This is a genomic window from Marinoscillum sp. (genome assembly GCF_040222955.1).
Lineage (GTDB): Bacteria > Bacteroidota > Bacteroidia > Cytophagales > Cyclobacteriaceae > Marinoscillum.
Genome location: NZ_JAVKCA010000021.1, coordinates 254426 through 277580, shown reverse-complemented (window position 1 = coordinate 277580; position 23155 = coordinate 254426). Strand labels below are relative to the sequence as shown.

Below are 23155 nucleotides of genomic sequence, written 5' to 3'. Positions count from 1 at the left end.
GGTTTTGCCAAATAATGAATTGGAAAAATCTAAATTTGATTAGATGAAACATAATTTTAGCGCTTAAAACGCACTTAAATTATCATATTGTTAATATTATAGTGCTCATTTGATTTGATGTGTAAATTTTAACTAAAAGAGTTGAAATTATTTTAATAAATCAATGGATGTACTAATTTTGAAAAATCAAAACGCATCGGAGACGCCGATGCAACTCACTGTAGGGTGATGAAATTGGCAGACATGCCCTCCTGTCTCGGGGGTGGAGATAAGGGATAAATTCCGGTTTCTTTCACGATAACCTATTTAGGTAAGTTATCGTGAATAGTCGGAGCTAACCGCTCTGTGGAGGTTCGAATCCTTCTCCTACAGCCATTTTTGGGTTAATGTTGTTTATTTGAATCTGGTCGTGGTAGGGGTGCCACGACCTTTTTCTTTTTATACCCAATATTTTTCGCCAAGCTTTTATACATCCCCAGTATCCTTACGGAGAATTCCCTTTAATTGTATTTACTTCTTTCAGTGTTCGCAGCGTTCACTTCGTGCAACGTTGTTTATTTGAATGCGGACGGCCAGTCCTGGTCGTGGCAGGGTGCCAGGCTACGCGCCCCGCAACTTTTTTCTTTTTATACCCATTCGTATGTGGCCGTGGCAGGATGCCAGGCTACGCGCCCCGGGCTACGCGTCCCGGACTACGCGTCCCGGACTATGTGCCCCATGATTTTCTCTTTCTATACCCTTTATGTGTCGTTGTGGTAGGTGCCATCGTATAGCCAAAAATGGGTTGTTCAGGATTTAAAAACTGCTAGATTTGACTGTATTAACATCAACAGCAGAAATATTTGACAGAAAAAAATGCTTGCAGAAACTTTAAAAAAATCGTTTGACAAATACTTTATAGCACCAATTGAAGCGTGGAAAGAATTTGCTGAATTTTGCGAACCTATCATATTTAAAAAAGGTCAAATAATTAAACCACAAGGGACTACTGAAAAATATTTTTACTTCATAATAAAAGGTAGTGCAGGAATATTTTTGTGGAAAGAAAATAATTTCGTTTGTCTTGATTTTGCATTTGAAAATAGTGCTTGTTGTGATTATATGTCATTGCTAACAAAGCAACCAACGGAATTAGAGGTTGTAGCCCTTGAAAAATCTGAAATGATAAGAATTTCAAGTAACAATTTTCATAATTTAAGTCGTAAATCAGTAGGACAAGTGATTATGCAAATGACAGCAGAAGCCTCATTTGTAGAAAAACAGCAACAACAAATTGAACTCTTGACGAAAACAGCGGAGAAACGTTATAGAATTTTACAAGCAAAATTTCCTAATATTCATCAACGAGTTGCTCAAAAACACATTGCTTCATATCTTGGTATTACGCCACAAAGTTTAAGCAGAATTAGAAATACTACGAATTGATTTTTTACCATTTGGTAACGACTTTCAATGAGGCAATATTGACTTTTGCATCTTAATAAAAAAAAGAGAAGATGCGAAAAATTCTAATTCTTAGTTTGACAATTATGTCAAACTATGTATTTGCACAAACAAATTTAGACAAGCAACCTGTTCTACGAAAAGGTTTTGTTATTGGGTTTGGGCTTGGGGCAGGTGCGTTAACGCTGAACACCAATGACACCACCCAAACCTCCTTTTCCACAACATTGCCAAACATAAAAGTTGGGTATATGCTAAATGAAAGACTTGCCTTACTTGCCTTATTACCAGGTGCAAATTACAAGTATGATGGAAAAGACAGAGGCTTTGAAGCGGTAATGGTCGCAGGGCAATATTGGATTAAAGATAATTGGTGGGTTTTAGGTGGTACAGGTTTGACTTTTGATGCACCAGCATTTTATGATGTAAAAGACCCAAAAACGGCAGTTTTCCACACAGGTGTTCCTGCTTTTATCTTTGCAACAGGATATGAGGTTTGGCACAAGGGTCGTTTTGCGTTAGACTTACAGTATAGAATATTTCTTGGAAAATCGAATCTCCCAAACAGCGGGCATAGGGAAGGTGTTTCAAATATGTTTATAGTTGGATTCAACTGGTATTAAATATGGTAAATTTTGCTCAATACGGACTTTTAGTTATTCTAAACCTTCTTTTAGTTCTACACATTTGTATTTTGCTAAAAATCATTCCTTACCGCATAATTTGGGGCGGACGATTAAAAACAGACACTGAAATGTACCGTTTTGAAGCGGTATCCATTTTAATAAACCTAATTTTTCTATTTGTCATATTAGTGCAATCACAAGTTTTGACAATAGACATACCGAAACAAGTAATGACATTTTTGTTTTGGACTATGACCACTTTGTTTTTATTCAACACATTGGGAAATGTAATTTCAAAGAATGCATTAGAGCAAAGGCTATTTGCACCAATCACAATTATTTTGACAATGCTTTCCTTAATTTTAGCCCTGACAAACTGATCTGATTATAAAGTAAATACGCCTAACAATGTATAAAAAACATAAGTGGCTCTGTGGTTTTCGGAACTTTTAGAGCATTTAATCAGCTCCGCCAAATCTGCGATTTGGCTATTTTCAATCCGAAACATTATCTTCATCAAAGCGCATGATTCATGCAGTGGCGTCAATAATGCAAAGTGAAAAAACATCTTTGGGTACTTATAATTTTTACGGTTTGCAGCAGTTCTTGTCTAATTAGAATGTAATCTGATTAGATTTTGCTCTTGCTGGAGTTGTCTCCAGCGAGCAAGACAAGGCTGGCGGGTCACGCACCTTCCTTGTAGAGGCTTTCTTTCAACCCGAACGCTCGACAGGTATGAACCTGAAACCTCTGCGCAAAGGAGGGATGGCCCGACAGAATTCCGGGCGTGCGATGGCCCCGATCATGATCGGATAGGGTCGGAAGTGATAATTCTGTCATGATTTTTGGTTACTTTTCATCAAGGAAAAGTAACAGCCTACCCGGCTTGAGGGCATCTCTATAGCCAACAATGGTTTGTTCAGGATTTAAAAACTACTACATTTGATAGCGTTACAAGCGAGTAAGAGCCATTGGGGTTGATATTCGGTTGTTGTGGGTAATTGGCCGCTCGGAAATGAAGATCAAGCAAATAAATTTCTCATCGATTCAGCAGTATCTGAATTACACGGATCAACATTCCAACGATCATAAAATCCGACTCTACAGAGGACAAGAAGAAAGCTCCTGGAATTTAGACTCTAACCTCTACCGACTTGTAAATGATCACAAGAAGGTAGATGATTTCTATGAGATTGAGAGTAACATCTTTTCGGACTTTAAAAATTCATTAGCATCCCGTGAACCTAGCACAACTGAACGAACAGACTGGGAAATATTGGCGATAGGTCAACACTAAGGATTGCCAACTCGATTGATAGATTGGACTTCCGACCCATTGATTGCACTATGGTTCTCATTTGAACGAATGAAATCCAACCTGAACGATCGTGCAGTTTGGCGATTGGTGGTTGACGAGATGAACTTAGTTGATTTCAATAGAGATAAACTATTTCATGGACGGTTTGTAAAAGTATTTGAACCTCCTAAAAAAGACCCTAGAATTATTGCTCAGAAAGCATGGTTTTCCATTCAGAACATGAGATTATTTGGAAATCGAGGGGGTGATGGGCTTCCTAAATTCAACGAATATAACACAATGAATCAGATGGAAGAATTTGAATATCACTTGATCAAGATGGTCTTTCCAAACTCTTCAAGAACAGAAATACTTAACGAACTCGACAACAAGGGCATTAACCACAGCAGCGTTTTTCCAGATTTAACAGGTGATTGTAGAAAAATCAAATGGAAAAACCTTGAATAAACTACCCACAACAATATGTATAGGGCATGTGCTTGCGTGCTTTCTACATGCTGTATCTGGACTTGACCGTGAAGTCTGCCGCCGAGAAAGTTTTGTGGTATTTGGAAACTTTAGTCTGCGGGATTTTTTCACTTCAGAACGCTGTGCTTTTCACAACTTTGGAAGCACCGACAGACTTCACTACTTTAGTGCTATCCATAAAATGAGAGCACACGCCTCATACATGGGCGTCATAGCCAATAAGAGATAACCGTAATCTTGAAATTCATCAATATCATATTAGCAGCTTTTATTTTTTCTTGCCAACATACGAACGAGCAACAAAAATCGAAAGTTGATTTTTTTGAGAATGAGTTGTTGTCTAACTCCAATGAACCTTTACTGAATATTTATTACCAATCTGACGAATGTGGCGAATGGGGTGGTCATGAAGAAACAATGGTTATTTCAAGGAACGATGGCAAAACATCATACGAACTAACTTATCAGGAATATAGTGTGAACTGCGATAGCATGATAACCGAATATAGCAAGTATGGATATTATGCAAGACCATTGAAAGAATTAGTTCGAACGACAAAAGTGGTAATTGACGAACAGAGGAAACAATCAATACTGAACTTCTCAACCGACATGGTTAAATCAAAATTCAATGAACCATTTACGGGACATTCAGGCGTTATTCTAACGATCTCGAACTCGGATTCAACTTTTATTATCAGCACTTGGGGAGGAACTGACAAACATTACCTGAAGCTGGTTAGCAACCTGGAACTGGATGAATAAACTGGCTAATATGTATGAGGCATGTGCTTGTGTGCTTTCTACAAACTGCATCAGAACTCGACCGTTTCGTCTTCAACCGAGATAGATTTGCGCTATTTGGAAACTCCAGATTGCGGGATTTTTTAACTTCAGAACGCACTGCCATCTACAAACTTTGGATGCACCGGCAGACTTCACTAATTTAGTGCTGTCCACTAAGTGAGAGCACACGATTCATACAGTGGGGTTATGGGTAATTATCAGAACGCAGATGGAAGAGAACAACTACTCAGCAACATTAACGATAAAACCGGCTGACCGTAGTAAAAAAGCATAAAAAAAGGGGCTAAGCCCCTTTGAAGTTTTTCAGTCCTGACCACCATCGTCACTGACGCTCCACGGCGGGGTGATGCCATTGCTGCGGCAGTAGGCGATCAACTGGCCCATGTGCTCACTGGAGTGGGTCACCGCAATGAGCGCCGCTGACATGGAAGTGAACTCTCCGGGAAAGGGGAACTCTACCTTCTTAGCCAGGTCAGCCTCAGAGCTGCTTTTCACAATGTCAATGACGAATTTGTAGGAGTCCTGCAGCCCGGCTGTCAGTTGCTCTTTGGTTTTGAGGTTTTTCTCTATGTTCATCATATCCACCGTCTCAGGGATCACAGCGCCCATTTTCATGGCAAAGAAATAATTGGCCGAAACAACGTGCGCCAGCACTTCTCCGAAAGTGCGAACACCTTCTTCGGGTGACCAGCTGTACTGGTCAGCGGGTACGGCATCCGCCAGCTGCATTACCCTGTCGGAGTAAAAGGACAGCGTGCCGGAAGCTTCATTTTGGAATTGATCCTGGGCCTGCAGCGTTGTGCAGATCACCATAGCGGACAAAAGGAGTAGATTTTTCATCATCAATAGAGTTAAGTAAGGTTAAAAGTCTATCCTGAATTTAAACTTTTTGATTCACTTTTCAGCGTGATTTATGCAAATACATGAAAGTCCTTTATCCGGGTACGGGCTCCAGTTGTCCTTTTTTGATTTTAAAGGAAAAATAAAGGATGCTTACCCCCGTGACCGCCAGGATGGCAATGGTGGCCCAGCTGGTCCAGTTAGCGATCCCGTTCTGATTCAGCACCAGGATGAGGGCTATGGCCATAAAGGCAGTTCGGAACACCTCTAAAGGTATGGACCACGTGCGGGCCTGCAGCAGTCCACCCCAGCTGATGATGGCCATGAAAACACCGCCGGACAGGATGAGCCGATCGAGGGCTGAAAGGGGTGAAGACAAATTGATGACCACCATGAGGTATGCCAATGTGATGGCCACATGCGCGATCAGGTAAGGTTTCAGGTTTTTGTATTGAGCACTGCGGTACTTCACCTGTTCGGCTTTGGTGTAGCCTATCCGGTCTTTTTTTTCTGTTTCCAGTCCTCTGGGTCGCCAGCCCAGCGGCATAAACCACAGCCTGATCTTATCCCACCAGTAGGGAGCGGCCACAGCATCGTCCCAGAGCTGCTTCCAGTACTGAAAGTTGACAAAAATAGGATCCCACGTCCTTGGCGGGTGCGTCACCCCATAGCAGATCTCTTCATCCTCTTCCTCAAAGGTGCCAAAGAGCTTGTCCCAGATGATGAGAAACTCTGAGTAGTTCTTATCGATGTACTGCGGGTTTACCCCATGATGGACCCGGTGATGGGAGGGGGTCACGAATAATTTTTCGAACCACCCCAATCGCTTAATTACCTGGGTATGATGCCAGTAGGCCAGCAGCAGGTGTATGGCCGCCATGGCATAAACGGCTTCAGGAGAAAAACCAATGAGGACGAGTATCCAGTCGAAAAAGACAAACTGAAAGAGGCGCTGCGTAAAGCTGGCGCGGATGCCTACGGAGAGGTTGAGTTCTTCAGAGGAGTGGTGGGGCATGTGGGCCGCCCAGAAGACGTTGATGGTATGTCCGGTACGATGAAACCAGTAGAACACAAAGTCCTGTAGCAGGAGGAGGAGCAGCAGGAAGTACCAGGTATTGGGAATCTGCCAGGGGGCAAACTGGTAGAGCCAGCCGTACCATTTGAAGACAAAAAATGCGACGGCCAGGTTGACACATTGGTTGCCAATGCCGGTGGCCAGATTGGTGATGGTATCCTGAAAGTTGTAGTAAGGCTTTTTGGTCCTTACGCTGTAGATGATTTCGGCCAGGAGCAATACCAGTACAATGGGGGTGATGAAGGTATAAACATTCATAGCGGTTTTAGGTAGTGTCTGACCAAAACAAAATCCACCAAAAATCTGTTCGCTTGTGTGGAACTTTTTTAGGAGTCCTGGCCGGTCATAAAGGTCAACTCCAAGGCTGGCGGGGGATGTTAGGTCTACTTTTTTGAGAGATAATGGATTTTTCTAAGCACAGGTACAGTGAATACAAAACTCAGTAGTATGACGAAGAGTCCTGAGTGCAGGATCGAAGTGGATTCCGGTTCCAGGTAGTATTGGGTCAGCACAAGACTGACCGTATACGGGAGCAGGAGCGTCAGCGAGATCACCAGAACCCAAACAACCACCTTGGGAAACCGCATAAGAAGGTTCACGCCGATCTTTTGCATGAAGTACCAGGTACTCAGAGAAAATATCAGAAAAATGATGATAGTGATCAACGATGTTTTCATTTTGTTTCTTCAATTAAGCAGGTTGTTGGGCTACAGCTAAATGGCACTCAAATTTTGAGTCAAAATGAGTCAAGAAGTTATAAAATTGAGAGGTTAATTGCAATTACCTCATTGATAGCTGAGCATAGCATCTTTATTGCCCGAATTTCTGGTGGTAATTTTAATATTATCTTGATTGGTTCACGATCGTTCTGAAGGTAAGGTTCACCCTGGGGGTGTTGACTTTTTTGGTGGGTGGTAACCGATGTAGCCAGTGTGTCTGTGTGGTGCCAGTCATCACCAGCAGGCTGCCATGCTCCAGTCTCACGTCCACCCGCTGTTTGGTGGTTTTGTGTTTGAAAGAGAATTTGCGCTCAGCACCAAGGCTCACCGACCCTATGGCCCCATTTCTTTTCAGGTCTTTTTCGCCATCGCTGTGCCAGGCCATGCCTTCCTCACCACTGTGGTAGAGGTTCAGCAGGCAGGAGTTGAAGGTTTCTCCTGTGGCATTTTCGATCACTTGTTTCAGTGACAGGAGGTCTTCTGTCCACGGCAGGGCCTGTTTGGTGGTGTTGGAGTAAGTGTAATCGAACGGGCGGTCGCCGTACCAGGCCACCTTCCTTTTGGTGGTAATGTGCTTACCAAAAATGACGGCTTCATCCGGGCGCCATTCAATGAGGTGCAGCAGTTGGTGCAGGTAATGATCAGCTTCAGGGATCACCTTCCCATAGTAGTTGACCTTGCCGTCATGAGGCAGCAGGTTGTGTGTAGGGTCTGTCAGGTCATTAAATAACTCCATGTTTCCATTTTTTGAAATCCGCGTGCATACAGCTGCCACAGGGGCGATAGCCAAGAACAAGTGCTTCCGATTCACTCTCGAAAAAGATACGGTTTTCCCGGTGCATGCGTTGGCCGGATCTGCATCTGAGTTTTCCATAAGTCTTCGACTGGCGATGCCCCGCGAGGACCAGTTGCCCCCTTCTGATTTCCTGGCGAAGCTCCACGTCTGTTAACTCTGTATGTAATACCATTAGCTCTGTGCATCATGAAAAATGATTCCCAGTGTACACCGACTTCCCGAATGTACTTCACTCACACCATGCTTCATCGTGGCCCGGTAGTAGTCCTTACTTCCTTTCACAGGCCGAAAATTGGTGGTGAAGATCAATGCGTCTCCTTTTGCGGGCCGCAGCACATGTGCCTTACTCTGAGCCCTTGGGATTTGCTCGGTCAGCACAAACTCACCGCCGGTATAGTCTGCACCCGGCTCGCTCAGGAAAAGCACCAGTTGGAGGGGAAAGTACACTTCTCCGTAGAGGTCCTGATGCAGGGTGTTGAATCCTCCGGTTCCATAGTTCAGGATGAGCACGGTGGGCTGCATCTGGTTTTGATCCCGGCAGCGCTGGTGCAGTTCCTCCAATGAGCCCGGATACCGGATGGGAATATTCAGGGCCTGCATCCATTGGTTGGCGATAGGTGCCAGATGTGGGTACATGGTTTTTCGAATCGACTGAAGGAGGTGCGGTAGTGGATAGTTAAAGTACTTATATTCCCCAAGGCCAAAGCGATGGCGTTCCATGACGACCGTTTTGCGGTACAGTGCCGACTCTGGATACAGTGCTTTTAGTGCATTAGCCTCGTCTGTGGAGAGCAGTCCCTTCACCTGAGCGTAGCCCTTCACGTGCATGGTTTCTGTGATGTCCGCCCAATTGAGCTGCTGGATGTCCTGTTTCATCCTGCTGTGGTTTGCGCCACTTCCCATCCGATCATGGCTGTCTTGCGGCTGCTTCCCCAGTGGTACTGCCCAAACTTGCCCGTCGACTGGATCACCCGGTGACAGGGGATGAGGTAGGCCACGGGATTGTCTCCAATGGCTGTGCCTACGGCTCGTGAGGCGGTAGGTTTGTTGATCTCGCTGGCGATCTGTCCATACGTGGAGAGCCGTCCTGCGGGGATTTTGATCAGAGATTCCCAAACCTTCAGCTGAAAATCCGTGCCTTTCAGGTGGAGTTTGATTTGATCCAGCCGGGTCCAGTCATGCGTGAAAATGAAAAGCGCATTTTGCTGAATCAAATCCAGTCGTTGGTGGTATGTGGCGTTTGGAAACTTACTTTCCAGCTCTGAGAAAGCCAAAGCGGGATCATCGGCAAAGGCCAGATAGCAAATGCCTTTGGGCGTGCTGGCCACCAGGATATTCCCAAATAAGCTGTCGGCGTAGCTGTAGTTGATCGTCAGGTTTTTGCCACCATTTTTATACTCAGCGGGGGTCATCCCTTCTATGTTGACAAAGAGGTCGTGTAACCGCCCGGTGCCGGACAGACCGGTTTGATAAGTGGCTTCCGAAAGAGTGGCCTGACCATCTTTGAGGAGATCCCGGGCATGTGCGATACTGATGTATTGCAAAAATTTCTTGGGACTTACTCCGGCCCATTCGGTAAAAAGACGCTGAAAATGAAAAGGACTAAGGTGTACTTGCTCCGCTACTTCATCCAGATTGGGTTGGTCCCGGAAGTTGGCCTGTATGTAATCGATCGCTTCGGCTATGCGACGAAAGTTGATGTGTTCCTGAGTGTTCATCTTTCTTTGGTTGAGTAAATATGAGGTAAAAGTAGGAGAGTGGAGCCGGCCGGAACACCCGAAAATTGCGGAGTTTCCGCAGTGACCAAACTGAAAATGGTCTGAGGGTTGGCAGGTTCACCAAGATATTTCCAGCTCTCCATGATAGTTTCGGCTAATATGACATTTTCACATGGCTGGCTCCAAAGGCATAGTCACCTGCTTGTAGATGGTCACTTTGAACCTGGCATTGTCACACTGAGCTCCGTCGAAGTGTAGACAATGCCTTCCATTAAATTGGTTCGACAAGCCGTGGCAGCACGGAGACATTTCAAAAACATTTAAATTTGATCCCGAATGCGAAAGGAACCTGTCAAAAAATCATGAAGAAGTCTGAGCTGTCTGTCTCCGGGCAAGTAACCAGTGAGCGGCTTTCTCATTTAAAGAGACAGATCGACACGCTCCGGCAGGCACTGGAAGAGGTAAGACAAAAGACCAGTGCTTTTGAGGCTCAACTGCGGGCTCACCTGATCAATGAGCTTATAGAAGAGCAGGAGCTCACCGTGCTGTATAAGCAGCAGAAGCTGGCCAAAAAGGAACAGCGACAAGCGCAAAAGAGAAAGGGTAAAAACTACGTGCCTCCTGATGGGCTGAAAAGTATCCGCAACACCTCAAAAACCATAAGCAGCGAGTCTGACCAAAAGGAGATGAAGCGAATCTACCGGGAAGCCATGATGTATGTGCATCCGGATAAGTTTTCTATGGATGACCAGAAAATAGATGTGGCCACGGATGTTACTGCGCGTTTGATCAGCATCTATCAATCTGGTGATCTGGCGGCGCTTCGTGCCTATCATGCGCATATCTTCAGTGATCAGGAGCTGGTGTCTATGATGGCGCCAGCCGCGGCTACCGTAGCACCTACGGTTTCTGCTTATGATTACCTGGAGCAGGAAAAGCTCAACCTGGACCAAGCACTGGCACAGGCCAAAAACAGACAGACCTATCGGGTGCTCACCACATACAATGACCCGATGACTTTTCTGGAAGAACTGAAAGCCTATTATGAAGACCGAATCGCCAAACTGAGAAGGCGAACCAGGACCTAGCACTCGTCATTCTTCGATCTCCATCGTCCATACGTTTTGCCTTGGCAGCCCCTGTTCGAGACGGGCCCTATCCACCACCTGCTGAATGAAGCCTGTTTTCGCACGGGTGTAATCTTCCAGAGTAGCCAGTGGTATGGAAGCCAGATGTTTTTTGAGGTTATTGTATTCCACCACCAAATCGGGAGCCTTTCGGAGATAATCCCGGAAAAGAATTTCATTGCGTAGCATAAAGTGCTCATTCCAGGGCAAGACATGGAGGTTGTGTGTCCACACACCTTCTGAAGTGTATTTTGAAAAAAGGTATCTTTCGTTCATTCCGGTGTGAACATATTTGAAGACCATTGGCTGGAGTTTTTCTTCATAATATGGAAATGAATGAAAGGGGGATACGGCTAAGAAGATATCGATAACGGGCTTGGCCATGAGTCCGCGGACAGCGGTACTCCCTACATGTTCAATGGCTTGGGTATCCCCCTTAAAAAGCCGCATCAGGGTTTGCTTCATCGTTTCGAAACGGGTCGGCCAGGCTTCTGAGTAGGGTGAAAGATGAATGATCATTTGTTTCAAAAGGGTGATGATTCCCATTATTCGAAAATTCAGGTGTTTGGGTTGTAGTTTGACTGAACCAGAAAATGCATAGACTCAACGAGTATCCTGAAATGACAATGTGGATGACCATATGTTTGAAGCTTAAACAGCAAGAATATGTTCGGAAAGTTATTTGGCAAGAAAAGCGGAACATCTCTGAAAATGAGATATAGTAGTTCGGAAAAACAATGGCAGGTCTATGCAGATGGGAATCTTGTCTATGTAGGAGATAGGTTGGGGTGTCAAAATTTCATCACTAATTCAAGTTTCGCCTATCAGCGCAGCTAATTATCCAGGGGTGTTTTCTTCCTGATATAACCCCTGGTCGTTCTTATAGTCGTGCCTTTTTACTAATTTCATCCGGTGAAAGGATGGCTATTTTTGGCACTATGGACGATCTGCTCCCTTGTAAAAGGACAGCAGAGCATTGATTTATTCACCCTCTCTTTCAAACATGGCTTTGGCCAGCCTGTCTCTGGTCAGCCGGTAAACGCCGCAGAGAATGTGGCGCTGCTCAATCTCAAAGTACCCGTTGTTTTTTCTGAATCCACTATTTGGTACAGCGACCTTACCTATCAGGGGTTTGTCGTGAACTATGGAGAAGGGGCTACAGGTGTGATTGACCCCACCAGGCTCCATGGTGTGATTTTACAAACGGGTCTGGTGCGAAAGCTCAGTGAAACCACAGGTTTTCAGCTACTGCTGGCACCCCGATTCATGTCTGATTTTCAGGAAATTGACCAACGACATTTTCAACTTGGCGGCATTGGCTTGTTTGAGAAAAAGTACAGCGAGCGGTTACTCATGCGCTATGGACTCATGTACAATCGGGAGCTTTTCGGGCACATGTTTGTGCCGCTGGTTTTTGTGAATTGGAAGCTTTCTGAGCGATGGTCTTTGAATGGTCTCCTGCCGGTTTTTGGCAAACTCAACTACCAGGCGTCTCCTCGGCTTGGCATGGGGCTTAGCCTGTTTGGCTTGATTACCTCATTTCAGCTGGGTGATCCGGCGTACGATGGAGACTATATCGAGCGAAAAAGCGTGGATTTGAGTGTTTATGGGCGCTATCAGATGGTTGGAAATCTACACCTCGAAGCGCGCTTTGGCTATGCCCTGGGCAGGAGCTACAGACAGTTTGAGGAAGGTGATGAAGTGGACTTTCGCATCACCATTGCCAGTTTTGGAGATGATCGCGTGCAGCAAAATGTAGACTTTTCTCCAGGCCCCATTGTAGACGTTCGCCTGGTTTATAATTTGCCTTTGGATTAAGAAGGTGTTCATTTTCCAGGTGGTGACAAATTTTTAAGTCCCATGCCTGCCATCGGCCCGCTCATAGTGCTTTTTGGCCATTCAAAACAGACCTTGGGTTGCCTCCGATTATTTCTGTTAATTTTAGAAAAAAAAACCATTAACCATGAGAAATTATTTAGTGGCCTGTATGGCTGTCTTGCTTTTGGCTGTAGGGTGTACCCCACAGCCTGACACCCCAAAGGAGGAGGGAGTATTCCCTTATCCCATCCAGCAAACCCAACTGGACAATGGACTGAATGTGGTCACAGTGCCATATAACAGCCCCGGACTTGCTTCTTTTTTCATTGTGGTGCGAGTAGGCAGCCGCGATGAGGTAGAGGAAGGAAAGACCGGTTTTGCTCATTTCTTCGAGCATATGATGTTTCGCGGAACTGACAAGTATTCCAAAGCGGAATACAGTGAAGCCCTGAAAGCCATAGGCGCCGCAGCCAACGCCAATACCTGGTGGGACCGCACCGTCTACCACATGACTGGAAACGCTGAGATGCTCGACAAAATGTTTGAGTTGGAAGCGGACCGATTCATGAACTTGAAATACTCAGAGGAGGACTTTAAAGTAGAAGCCGGAGCGGTAAAAGGTGAATACACCAAGAGCTATACCAGCCCCTACATGAAGTTGTACGAGAAGACTTATAACACAGCTTTTACTACTCATACCTATTCTCACACCACCATTGGGTATTGGGAAGACGTGGTGGACATGCCCAATCAGTATGATTATTCACTTGAATTCTTTGATCGCTATTACCGTCCTGAATACTGCACGGTACTGGTGGTAGGAGATGTGACCAGCGACAAGGTGAATGACCTGGCGCGCAAGTACTTCGGTGAGTGGCAGCGTGGCACCTTTACCCAGGAGATCACGCAGGAGCCCGAGCAGACCGAAACCAGGTTTGCGCATGTGCAGGAAGCCAATTTTCCTCCCATCCTGAATTTGAATTACAAAGGCCCCGGGTTTTCAGTAGAAAATAAGGACATGGCCATCCTGGACATCATCAGCAGTCTGGCCTTTTCACAGAAGTCTGACATTTATAAGAAACTGGTAGTAGAAGAGCAAAAGGTACGGGAGCTTTCGGCCGGAGGCCTGAACACCGTGGATCCGGGTTTATGGTCAGTAGATGCTATGCTCGTGGACAAGGCGGATATGGCTTATGTGAAATCGGAGATCGACAAGGTGCTACAAGACCTTAAGACCAACCCGGTTGATTCCATTCAGCTGACACAAACCAAGAGTTTTATCAAGTACAGCTATGCCATGGGTATTGATAACCCCAGTGACATAGCCAATTCCTTGTCGTGGTACATCTGGCTGACAGGTAATCCTGCAGATGTGAATAAGGCCTATGCCAACTACGAAGCAGTGACCGCTGAGGACATCATGCGTGTAGCCAATAAGTACTTTGTAGATGAGCATCTCACCGTGGCTACCATTTCTCCTGATGAGGAATTGCAGGTGTCAGAAGAATTGAACATCAAACTTTAACCCGATCAAAATGAAGAATCTAGTATATATGTTTTTGAGCCTGTTGAGTTTGACTACAGTAGCTCAGAAGGTGGTGGAACTGCCCATGGCTTCTACCAAAATTGTTGTAAAAATTGCCTTTGAAAACGGATCCATGAGTGACCCTGTTGGCAAGGAGGGACTCACCAACCTCACGGCTGCCGTGCTCACAGAGACAGGTAGTGATCAGTACACCAAATCAGAAATTGATGACCTGCTGTACCCAATGGCCGCTCAGTACAGGGCTTTCACTGACAAGGAGATGACCACATTTACCTTTGAGGTTCATAAAGATTTTCTGAATGAATTTTATACCATTTTTAGGAGCCTGCTGCTGAATCCCAGTTTTGCTGAGCGTGATTTTAGTCGGGTGAAGTCCAATACTGAGGTTTACGTGAAGGAAGTGATCAAAGCCAGTTCGGATGAGGATTTTAGTAAAATGGCACTGGAGTCCAGACTTTTTGCTGGTACCAGATATGCCCACATGAAGCGTGGATCCATCAATGGACTCGCCAATATCACCAGGGAAGATGTGGTGAATCATTATAAGGCGTTCTTTACCAGAAACAATGTGACCATCGGAATTGCCGGAGATTATCCTGCCACTTTTTTGGAAACCCTGAAGGCCGACATCAATAGCCTTCCGGATACTCAGCCTGAGGTTCCCGAGTTGGGAGAAGTACCGATGCCTGATGGTATTCAGGTGCAGTTGGTGACCAAGCCCGACAATCTGGGTACTGCCATTTTCACGGGCTATCCCATCAGCATCAACAGAGCCTCTGCCGACTGGCCGGCCATGTTGGTAGTGAATTCTTACCTGGGTGAGCACCGCAAATCCTACTCCAAGCTCTATCAGCTGATCAGAGAGACCAGGTCTATGAATTATGGTGACTATACCTACATAGAATGGTATGAGGCCGGAGGTAGCAATCAGCTTCCGCTTACGGGCTTCCCCAGAAGTCAGAATTATTTGGCCATTTGGATTCGACCTGTCCAGACTGCTTACAGTCTGAAAAGCCAGTATCCAGAGCTGGGCGATATCAAAATCGGTCACGCACACTTTGCCATGCGTATGGCACTGAATGAAATTGATCGTGTGAAAAGCGAGGGGCTAACTTCTGAGGAATTTGAGCTGACCAGACAGTTTCTCAGAAGCTATATGAAGCTGTACATCCAGTCGCCCGAGCGTCAGCTGGGTTTCCTGATGGATTCGCAGTTTTATGGCATGGAGAACTACATCGCTGAGATGGATGCCAAACTAGCCAGCCTGACTTTGGAGGAGGTGAATGCAGCGGCTGCCAAATATCTGCAGACCGAAAATATGTACATCACCATGATCACGGATACCAATGAGGCAGAGCCACTCAAAAAGAGTCTGATGACCAACGCTCCGTCTCCAATGTCCTATTCAAACATTATCAGGGAGAGTCTTCCTGAGAGTGTGTTTGAAGCCGACAAAAAAGTGGAAGCCTATCCTATGAATGTGAAGAAGGTTGCTATAGAGGCACCAGCGTCGCTTTTCGTGGATTGATTTAGCTTGTTCTTAAATGTTGTGAACAAAAAACGCGGGCATAAGCCCGCGTTTTTTGTTTGAGTACAGTATGCAGCAAGTTTGGTTTATTTGATCAAGACCTTCTTTTTGGTGTCTCCAATGGACAGCACATACAAGCCAGCCGGCAGGTCTTTGAGCATTTCTGGCTCATCCGCAGGAGCAGCAGTACCTTTTCGTGCAAGTTGATTGGTGAGAAGGTTATGCACCTGATATTCCAGTTGTTCCTCACCATCATATTGCATGGCATACCCACCGTAAGCACAGAAAGTGAAGGTGAGGTTACACGATGCATTGTAGGCGTTGAAGGTGACACAGCCACTTGAGAGAGAGAAATACATGTATTTCCCACCTGATCCGGTGTACCAGTAGCTGGGACTTCCTGAGGTTTTTACCCAGGTCCAGCTGGACATATTCATGGCCACAGTATTAGAAGCGCCGCTGCTCACATTGTTATAGGTATAGAGCGCTCCTCCGTTGAGCGTACCTGTGCAGTCTGCTATCACACTGACTGTTTTTTGTTTGCTGGGCTTAAACTCACCCGAACTCATACATGAGGTTCGTAGATACACTTTCACATATCCAGAGCCCGCCGAGGATTTAGCCTTGACAGTTACTGAGGTGCTGTTGGACGAGAGGATATCAAAATAGGAAGTGTTCACCCCCCAGTGATCTGCCGATATATTGGAAGGTGCAGAAAGGGTATAGGTGGCTGTGGCTCCTATGGATACAGAGGAGGGGCCCGATATGCTGACATCCGAGGTGGTAGAATAAAACTTATGACTGCAGGCGTTGGTAAATGACCGGGCGTGACCGTGGGTGTAAACTTGTGATCCGAAGCCCGGTGTGCTGGCCAAATTGCCATAATCATAGGAGTACATCCCACCATTGAGTACCACCGCCGAGTGGTCAGCATTGTTCTGACTGATGTTCATGGAGATGGCTTTCGCTTCATAATTATTACAGACTCGAATGAAATCATTGTCGGTCTCTATGGTGGCCGAGCTAAGATTTGAGATGCTGCTTTGGTTGCTGGGATAGCCACTGTTCATGTTTACCCAGCCTTTCACCAGGGCTGCTTTCACATATTGGTGACAGTTGTAGTTGGTGTAGGTGCCGCTGATCACCGAGCCCGTCGGATTGGTGCAACTCTGTGAGTACCCCGCAAGGGTATAAAACAGGAATAAAAGAATCATGGTATACTTCTTCATTTTTTCTAACATTTTGATTTTGAATTATAGGTATTGCTCATACTGTATTCGTTGACAAAATGATAAGAAAATCTGGTAAAAGGAAATTTCTGATGCCCTCCTTTATTTAGATAATCTCAGAGTTTTTTATGGCTTCTTCTGTGCACCACAGGATTATATTTTGCCAAAAGGAAGGATACATATCGAATGTTTTATCTTTTTAAAATGATAATGATTCTTTGTAAATTGCAATTTTACCTAATTCAAAACGTATGTATAAGTTAACACACAAATGTGTAATCCTGTCAGCTGTAGTTTGCTGGCTGGGGTTACAGGCGCTCTATGCGCAGACGTCCGCACAGGACATTTCGAACAACCTCATGAATGATCAGCGGGTGGCTGAGTTTACCATGGAGCCGTCCAGGGGTACACCATCACTGATCAAAATGAACCCTACGGGGACGACACTTTCATTGAGTGAAACCCCGGATTTTTTGCAAACTGTCCTCGGTCTGGGGCAGGAAACATCTCTGATCAATGAATCCACCACACAGACCAATGGTGTGCAGGTAGATAAATATCAGCAGTACATCAATGGGATTAAAGTGGAGCATGGCGTGTTCAAAGCTGTCTCCAAAAAGGGGATAGTGCTGGGCTTCACAGCTGAATACTACAGCTTACCGCCCGCCATTCCATCTTCGCCGGTATTGAGTGAGTCAGGTGCACTGGAGAAGGCCCTGGATCATGTGGGTGCGGTCACCTATGCGTGGGATTATATCCTGAGTCTGGGTAACTCGCCGGAAATCACAGCCGCATACAATGCAGCTTATCCCACTGGTGAGTTGGTTTTTGTAGACAATTACCTCACAGAGGTGGTGGATCTGTCATTGGCTTACAAGTTCAATATATATGCCGCAGAGCCTTTGTCCAGAGCAGATGTGTATGTGGATGCCAGCACAGGGGATGTACTGTTGCTGGATGCCATCATCAAGCATGCAGATGCCGGACATACAGCGGCTGACATAGCCGAAGAGATGATGCCTGCCACAACGGCCGTGGGAGACACGCGATATGCAGGCACCCGGAATTTCGATACTTCCATGGATACCGATGGAAACTGGGTACTCAACGGGGTGACACCTACAGGCATTGAGAACGAAACCCGCTCCTATGAAGGGATCGGAGGGGTGCCACTGAATATTCCTGCTTTGGCCCTGCTGTCAGTGCCGATAGCCGATGGAGACGGTGATCTCCTGCACAGTGAGACCCCGGATAACAACTGGACAGCCGCTGAGCACAGAAAGGATATTTTTTCAACCACGAATCCTTATCCCATTGCTAATGAATCAAACAATGATGATGTGGCACTGGACGCGCATTGGGGAGCTGAGGTGGTGCTCAACTACTGGAAGGAAGTACACAACCGCTCCAGTTATGATGACCTGGGTACCAAAGTGACCAATTATGTCCACTACGGCGATGCTTATGACAATGCCTTCTGGAACGGAACCGCCATGACTTATGGCGATGGCAGTTATCAGGGGGGTACCAACCCCGATGGGTCTTTTGCGCCACTTACGTCGATGGACGTATGTGCTCATGAAATAGGTCATGGGGTGTGTGAGTACACTGCCGATCTGGTATATCAGCGAGAATCCGGGGCCATGAATGAAGGCTTTTCAGACATCTGGGCAGCTTCGGTAGAAGCTTACGTGCTTTCTCAAATCGACGGATCCCTGAACTACGATACCTGGGGTATTGGAGAACAGATCGATGAACGCGATGGCGGGATTCAGCCCGGAGAAGGGATCGTGAGTGCACTCCGGTGGATGGATGACCCCAAAGCTGCCGGAGATCCGGATTCATATGGTGGTGCCAACTGGATAGATCCGGAATGTGGTACACCCACTCTTGCCAATGATCAGTGTGGTGTGCACACCAATAGCGGTGTACTCAATAAGTGGTATTATCTGCTTGTGGAAGGAAGCGGCCAACCGCTCTCGCTTGGTCAGGGCAAGCAATCAGCAGATGATGAAATAACCGATGCGGGGAACGTCTATTCAGTACAGGGTCTTGGCTTTGAGAAAGCTGCCAAAATCACTTACCTGGCTGAAACGATGCTTTCCCCGAATGCAAAATATGCAGAAATGAGGGCCGCTTCAATATTTGCAGCTCAGACACTCTATGGTATTGCTTCGAACGAAGAAGAACAGACCACCAATGCCTGGCATGGTGTAGACATAGGGGCTGCCTACGATCCGGGAGAGCCCAATACCATTACTTTTAGCGATAGCAACATCCGGATTTTATCAGAAGACAATGAACTCAGTGGATGTAATGATTTCAGGACCTATACCATTGTGCTTACAGGTGTGGAAATCTCTCCGGCTGCTACCATCAGCCTGAATACTTCTGGGAGCTCGGCTACCATGGGTCAGGATTTTGATCTTTCTTCAGAATCACTGACCTTCTCAGGCTCGGAGACCAAGTCACTTGAGATCGTGATATACGATGATGGGGTGATTGAGGGAAGTGAAACTATTTCACTGTCTTTCATTTATAATGGAGCCTTTCATAAGCAGGAATTTGCCATATCTGACAATGATTTTGCGCCCCGCACAGGCACGGAGCCTATGGACTTAATCTCAGAAGCGTTCACCAATGATGGAATACCCTCAGGATGGAGTGTATTGTCCTTTTCCGATGGAGTTAATGGTTGGGATTTTAATGGTCAGCTTTCAGCTGAGGGTCGTGCCTATGTCACAGACGGCCTCACGGAGATACCTTTTTATGATCAGAACTCTCCATCGAATAGTATACTGAGGTCTCCACTGATCAATGCTGCAGCCACTAGTGATGTGATGGTAAGCTTTGACTGGGAAGCAGGTGGAGAAACGGATGCAATAGATCCGGGTGTGATTTTTGACTATGGTGAATTCGTTTATTCTTTGGATGGCTCCGATTACGTGTCTGTACAGCAGTTTGTGGGCAGTGGTCCACTGGCGGTGATTACCGAAAACGGCACCTTCAGTACCGTCATCAATGCCCTGGATGGCCAAGCCTTTTTCCTTGGGTGGAGATGGTACAATGACACCAATGCGGGTTCGCAGTTTAGTTTTGCGATAGACAATGTGAGCGTAACAGCCACTCCCGCAGGCATAGAAACAGAAGAAGGAGCGCTGGCAACGGCCACGGTGCATGCCGGTCAGTCAGTCTATTTTATGAGCGATTCAGATCAGGCTTTGATCGCTAAAGTGGAAAATGCCTCTGCAGACCTTGGGTGTGTTACCCTGTCGGTTACCGATGCAGGATCCAGCTTTGAAGTGTTCTCAAACATCTCTACTGCCAGGCCCTCCAAGGCATTTGGCATCAGTGTAGGGAATGAAAGTGCCACGTATGACCTGACGCTTTATTTCACAGATGGAGAGCTTAATGCCTTTGATGAAACCGTGGAGCTGATTCCTATGAAGGTCAATTCAGCGGACATGGATGATGCCGATGACAGGTTGGGGAATTTTCAGTTAAATGGCGTTTTGACAGATGTGAACAGTGCCGATCAGTACCGTGCCTACACCGGAACTTTTAGCGGCTCTGGTTCAGTAAGCATTGTTCAGGATTTTGCCTATTGTACAGCGGCTCCATCACCCTGGTCGTCCGATGATGTCGGCAGTGTGAGTCAGGCGGGAAGCTTATGCTTTATCGATGGCATGTTTGAGCTGAGTGCCAGTGGCAGTGGAATCGACGATAAATCAGATGAGTTCTACTTCACCTATCAGCCAATAGATGGTGACGGTGAGATCATAGCTCGGGTGGATGGCCTTGACAATACAAACACTGAGGCCAAAGCGGCTGTCATGATCAGAGAGTCTCTGGCGGCCAATTCTAAATTTGCTATGACCACCCTGGTGGCAAATCCGCTATTGCTTGGTCCGGCCGTGAGAATGGAATACAGAAAGACGACGGGCGGAAAGGCCAAGACCACCGGATATGAGGCCGGCGGTGCACCGAAGTACATCCGCATTGTGAGAACTGGCAATAGCATTTCCTCCTATGTGTCTGCGACCAATGGCAACTGGTCATTGGTGGGTAGTACTACGGTAAATTTCGGCCAGGTCGTTTATGTTGGGCTGGCAGCTACTTCCAATCTGGACGGCGCAACGGCTGTGGCATCCTTCAGTGATGTGTCGGTGCAAGGATCCGCAGGAGCCAGAAAAGCGCAGACTGTTGCTGCCACTGGGCCCAAGGTACTGCCTCAGTTTACTTTGTTCCCTAACCCTGTAGTGGATGTAGTGAATGTGGAGATGCCTGATACTGAGATTAGCCACATAGCGATCTACAACCTGTCTGGCAAAGCGATGAAAATGTCGGATTTCAGCAACCCTGAGGGTCGTGCGGTGCTGGATATCTCAGGCTTGAACAAGGGTTTGTTTTTGATGAAGGTATTGACGACCGATGGGCAGATACTTCATCAGCGATTCTTCAAACAATAAGACAGCGCTGAGTAGCTAAGAGTATAAAGGGTGGAAGCGATTCCACCCTTTTTTTGTTTTTACGCTGTGATCTTCATCACAATTTTACCGAATTGGTCGCTGTTGTCCATCCTGTCGAATGCTTCGTTGATCTGTTCCAACGGATATACCGCATCAATGACCGGGTGTATTTTCCGATCGGAAAATAGTTTCAGCATTTGCTCAAATTCCTGGCTGGTACCCATGGAAGTACCATGGATGGATAATTGTTTCCAGAAGATCACCCGTGGACTAATGTCCTGTATCATGCCGGCTGTGCGTCCAAAAAGGACAATTCTTGCTCCGGGATTGGCGATCTCTGTCAGGTATTTGAAGCCCGGTCCACCGGCGCTATCAATGATTACATCAAACCCACCAGACAACGCCTGCAATTGTTCATGCCAATTGGGTGCTTTGTAGTTCACTCCTCCTTTTGCTCCCAAAGCAACGGCTTTTGTGATTTTGTGATCGCTACCCGAAGTGACATACACTGAGGCTCCGGCCGCTACTGCAAAACTAAGGGCCATCAGCGCAGCGCCGCCACCTATCCCCGTGATGAGCACCGATTGCCCTGGTTCGAATTCGCCCCGGGTGAAAAGTGCTCTGTAGGCTGTGAGGCCCGCCAGGGGTATGGCAGCGGCTTCCTCAAACGATAGGTGAGCAGGTTTGGTCAACACGTACTCTTCGGGAATGCTGACGCGTTCGGCAAAGGTGCCATTGGTTGGAAATCCGAGAATTTCATAGTCTGCGTGCTGCACCCGGTGATCAGGGCCCCAATTCATCGAAGGGTTAATGATCACTTCGTCACCAGGAGAAAATCGGGTAACTCCGGAGCCTACCTGTTCTACTACTCCGGCTCCATCTGATCCCATGATGATGCGTGTATCGCTTTGTAATTTTTTTTCTTTCAATGACCAGAGTTCGTGGTGATTGAGGGACGCTGCTTTTAATCTGATGAGTACATCTGATTTGGAGATTGCGGGCTCGGCTGTTTCCTGATACTCCAGTTGGTTGTTTTTTGGGTTGAGAACTACTGCTTTCATGTAGATTAAAAAATAAGGGGTTATCGTAAATAAGCGAGTAAACCCCAAGAGAGCCTTACTTAGTTCCCCGAAAGCTGTGGCCAGCGTTAAAAGTTCTCATTCATGAGTGCTTAGGCTTAGTTCTGGGATTTTAAAGGATTCCAGAAAAGCAGGGCTCCAAAGGCTACAGCGAAAGCGGCGTAAACTATTGCAACCACCCAAATCACCGTGGGTAAGTCCGAGACGGAAGTCAGTGATTTCATCAGTGCCAGGCCGGCAATGGCATAGTGACTGAAATTGGCCACAGCCACAGGTCGGTTATAGATTCCTCCAATTCTGCCGGTTTTCGTCATCCAGTTGAGCATACCAAATCCAAAATAGAGCGCACCCAATAGTTGCAGAATGAGGATAAGGGCGGGGGTACCTTCCGCACTGATGGTCAGGAGGATTTCCTCAGGAGCGAATGTAAGGGCGATCCCTGCCAGTGCCAGAGTGACGGCACTAAGTGTCATAAGTATTTTTGTATTCATCATTTTGAGTCTGGATAGTCTTGTATAATTATCATACCTCGTTCGTGCTTAATTTGCT

At 46.3% G+C, this 23155-nt stretch carries 20 protein-coding genes and 1 pseudogene; 10 read left to right on the top strand and 11 right to left on the bottom strand.

The window, feature by feature from the left end:
- The first annotated feature begins 855 nt into the window (after positions 1–855).
- The 5 genes and pseudogenes from RIH33_RS18910 to RIH33_RS18890 all read left to right on the top strand — a co-directional run bounded on the left by RIH33_RS18910 (position 856) and on the right by RIH33_RS18890 (position 4620).
- Positions 856–1425, top strand: a complete 570-nt coding sequence (locus tag RIH33_RS18910; protein ID WP_406652908.1) for a Crp/Fnr family transcriptional regulator — start codon at positions 856–858, stop codon at positions 1423–1425.
- 71 nt (positions 1426–1496) lie between these two features.
- A complete protein-coding gene (locus RIH33_RS18905) occupies positions 1497–2066 on the top strand; it encodes a hypothetical protein (RefSeq protein WP_406652906.1) in 570 nt (189 codons plus the stop codon).
- A 1018-nt stretch (positions 2067–3084) separates the two neighbouring features.
- Positions 3085–3432: pseudogene (locus tag RIH33_RS18900) on the top strand (FRG domain-containing protein); the annotation flags it as partial.
- A 3-nt stretch (positions 3433–3435) separates the two neighbouring features.
- Positions 3436–3834, top strand: coding sequence for a hypothetical protein (locus tag RIH33_RS18895; RefSeq protein ID WP_406652912.1), 399 nt, complete (start codon positions 3436–3438; stop codon positions 3832–3834).
- Between the two features lie 258 nt (positions 3835–4092).
- Positions 4093–4620 carry a hypothetical protein gene (locus tag RIH33_RS18890; RefSeq protein WP_406652904.1) on the top strand — a complete coding sequence of 176 codons (528 nt, stop codon included), beginning with the start codon at positions 4093–4095 and terminating at the stop codon, positions 4618–4620.
- 345 nt (positions 4621–4965) lie between these two features.
- On the opposite strand, the gene RIH33_RS18885 is transcribed toward RIH33_RS18890, so the two are convergent.
- From RIH33_RS18885 to RIH33_RS18855, 7 genes are all read right to left on the bottom strand, one after another.
- Positions 4966–5505, bottom strand: coding sequence for a DinB family protein (locus RIH33_RS18885; protein ID WP_406658725.1), 540 nt, complete (start codon positions 5503–5505; stop codon positions 4966–4968).
- A gap of 91 nt (positions 5506–5596) precedes the next feature.
- Positions 5597–6835, bottom strand: a complete 1239-nt coding sequence (locus RIH33_RS18880) for a sterol desaturase family protein (protein WP_406652901.1) — start codon at positions 6833–6835, stop codon at positions 5597–5599.
- A gap of 125 nt (positions 6836–6960) precedes the next feature.
- The gene (locus RIH33_RS18875) at positions 6961–7254 is read right to left on the bottom strand and encodes a hypothetical protein (protein WP_406652900.1); all 294 of its coding nucleotides are present in this window, start codon (positions 7252–7254) and stop codon (positions 6961–6963) included.
- Positions 7255–7420: 166 nt separating this feature from the next.
- Positions 7421–8032 (bottom strand): alpha-ketoglutarate-dependent dioxygenase AlkB family protein, encoded by a 612-nt coding sequence (locus RIH33_RS18870; protein WP_406652899.1) that lies wholly within the window; start codon positions 8030–8032, stop codon positions 7421–7423.
- Entirely contained in the window at positions 8019–8264 is a 246-nt protein-coding gene (locus tag RIH33_RS18865) for an Ada metal-binding domain-containing protein (RefSeq protein WP_406652897.1), read from the bottom strand. The genes RIH33_RS18870 and RIH33_RS18865 overlap by 14 nt, the downstream gene beginning before the upstream one ends.
- Complete coding sequence (locus tag RIH33_RS18860) at positions 8264–8968, bottom strand: 2OG-Fe(II) oxygenase (protein WP_406652896.1); 705 nt, start codon at positions 8966–8968, stop codon at positions 8264–8266. The genes RIH33_RS18865 and RIH33_RS18860 overlap by 1 nt, the downstream gene beginning before the upstream one ends.
- Complete coding sequence (locus RIH33_RS18855; protein WP_406652894.1) at positions 8965–9810, bottom strand: methylated-DNA--[protein]-cysteine S-methyltransferase; 846 nt, start codon at positions 9808–9810, stop codon at positions 8965–8967. Before RIH33_RS18855 ends, RIH33_RS18860 begins: the two co-directional genes overlap by 4 nt.
- 362 nt (positions 9811–10172) lie before the next feature.
- On the opposite strand from RIH33_RS18855, the gene RIH33_RS18850 reads away from it, so the two are divergent.
- The gene (locus RIH33_RS18850; protein WP_406652893.1) at positions 10173–10898 is read left to right on the top strand and encodes a hypothetical protein; all 726 of its coding nucleotides are present in this window, start codon (positions 10173–10175) and stop codon (positions 10896–10898) included.
- A gap of 6 nt (positions 10899–10904) precedes the next feature.
- Here RIH33_RS18850 and RIH33_RS18845 read toward each other — a convergent pair whose 3' ends face one another.
- A complete protein-coding gene (locus RIH33_RS18845) occupies positions 10905–11483 on the bottom strand; it encodes a GrpB family protein (protein WP_406652892.1) in 579 nt (192 codons plus the stop codon).
- A 366-nt stretch (positions 11484–11849) separates the two neighbouring features.
- Between RIH33_RS18845 and RIH33_RS18840 the strand changes: the two genes are divergently transcribed.
- The 3 genes from RIH33_RS18840 (at position 11850) to RIH33_RS18830 (ending at position 15829) form a co-directional block, all read left to right on the top strand.
- Positions 11850–12755 (top strand): DUF6268 family outer membrane beta-barrel protein, encoded by a 906-nt coding sequence (locus RIH33_RS18840; protein WP_406652891.1) that lies wholly within the window; start codon positions 11850–11852, stop codon positions 12753–12755.
- A 145-nt stretch (positions 12756–12900) separates the two neighbouring features.
- Positions 12901–14280, top strand: coding sequence for a M16 family metallopeptidase (locus tag RIH33_RS18835; RefSeq protein WP_406652890.1), 1380 nt, complete (start codon positions 12901–12903; stop codon positions 14278–14280).
- Positions 14281–14290: 10 nt separating this feature from the next.
- Positions 14291–15829 carry a M16 family metallopeptidase gene (locus RIH33_RS18830; protein ID WP_406652889.1) on the top strand — a complete coding sequence of 513 codons (1539 nt, stop codon included), beginning with the start codon at positions 14291–14293 and terminating at the stop codon, positions 15827–15829.
- Positions 15830–15915: 86 nt separating this feature from the next.
- Here the strand turns inward: RIH33_RS18830 and RIH33_RS18825 are convergent, their stop codons facing one another.
- Entirely contained in the window at positions 15916–17058 is a 1143-nt protein-coding gene (locus RIH33_RS18825; RefSeq protein ID WP_406652888.1) for a hypothetical protein, read from the bottom strand.
- 251 nt (positions 17059–17309) lie between these two features.
- Between RIH33_RS18825 and RIH33_RS18820 the strand changes: the two genes are divergently transcribed.
- Positions 17310–21527 carry a M4 family metallopeptidase gene (locus tag RIH33_RS18820; RefSeq protein ID WP_406652887.1) on the top strand — a complete coding sequence of 1406 codons (4218 nt, stop codon included), beginning with the start codon at positions 17310–17312 and terminating at the stop codon, positions 21525–21527.
- A 59-nt stretch (positions 21528–21586) separates the two neighbouring features.
- Here RIH33_RS18820 and RIH33_RS18815 read toward each other — a convergent pair whose 3' ends face one another.
- Positions 21587–22588: a zinc-binding dehydrogenase gene (locus RIH33_RS18815; protein WP_406652886.1), complete on the bottom strand. Its 1002-nt coding sequence runs from the start codon at positions 22586–22588 to the stop codon at positions 21587–21589.
- Between the two features lie 116 nt (positions 22589–22704).
- Positions 22705–23100, bottom strand: a complete 396-nt coding sequence (locus tag RIH33_RS18810; protein ID WP_406652884.1) for a hypothetical protein — start codon at positions 23098–23100, stop codon at positions 22705–22707.
- Positions 23101–23155 lie beyond the last annotated feature (55 nt).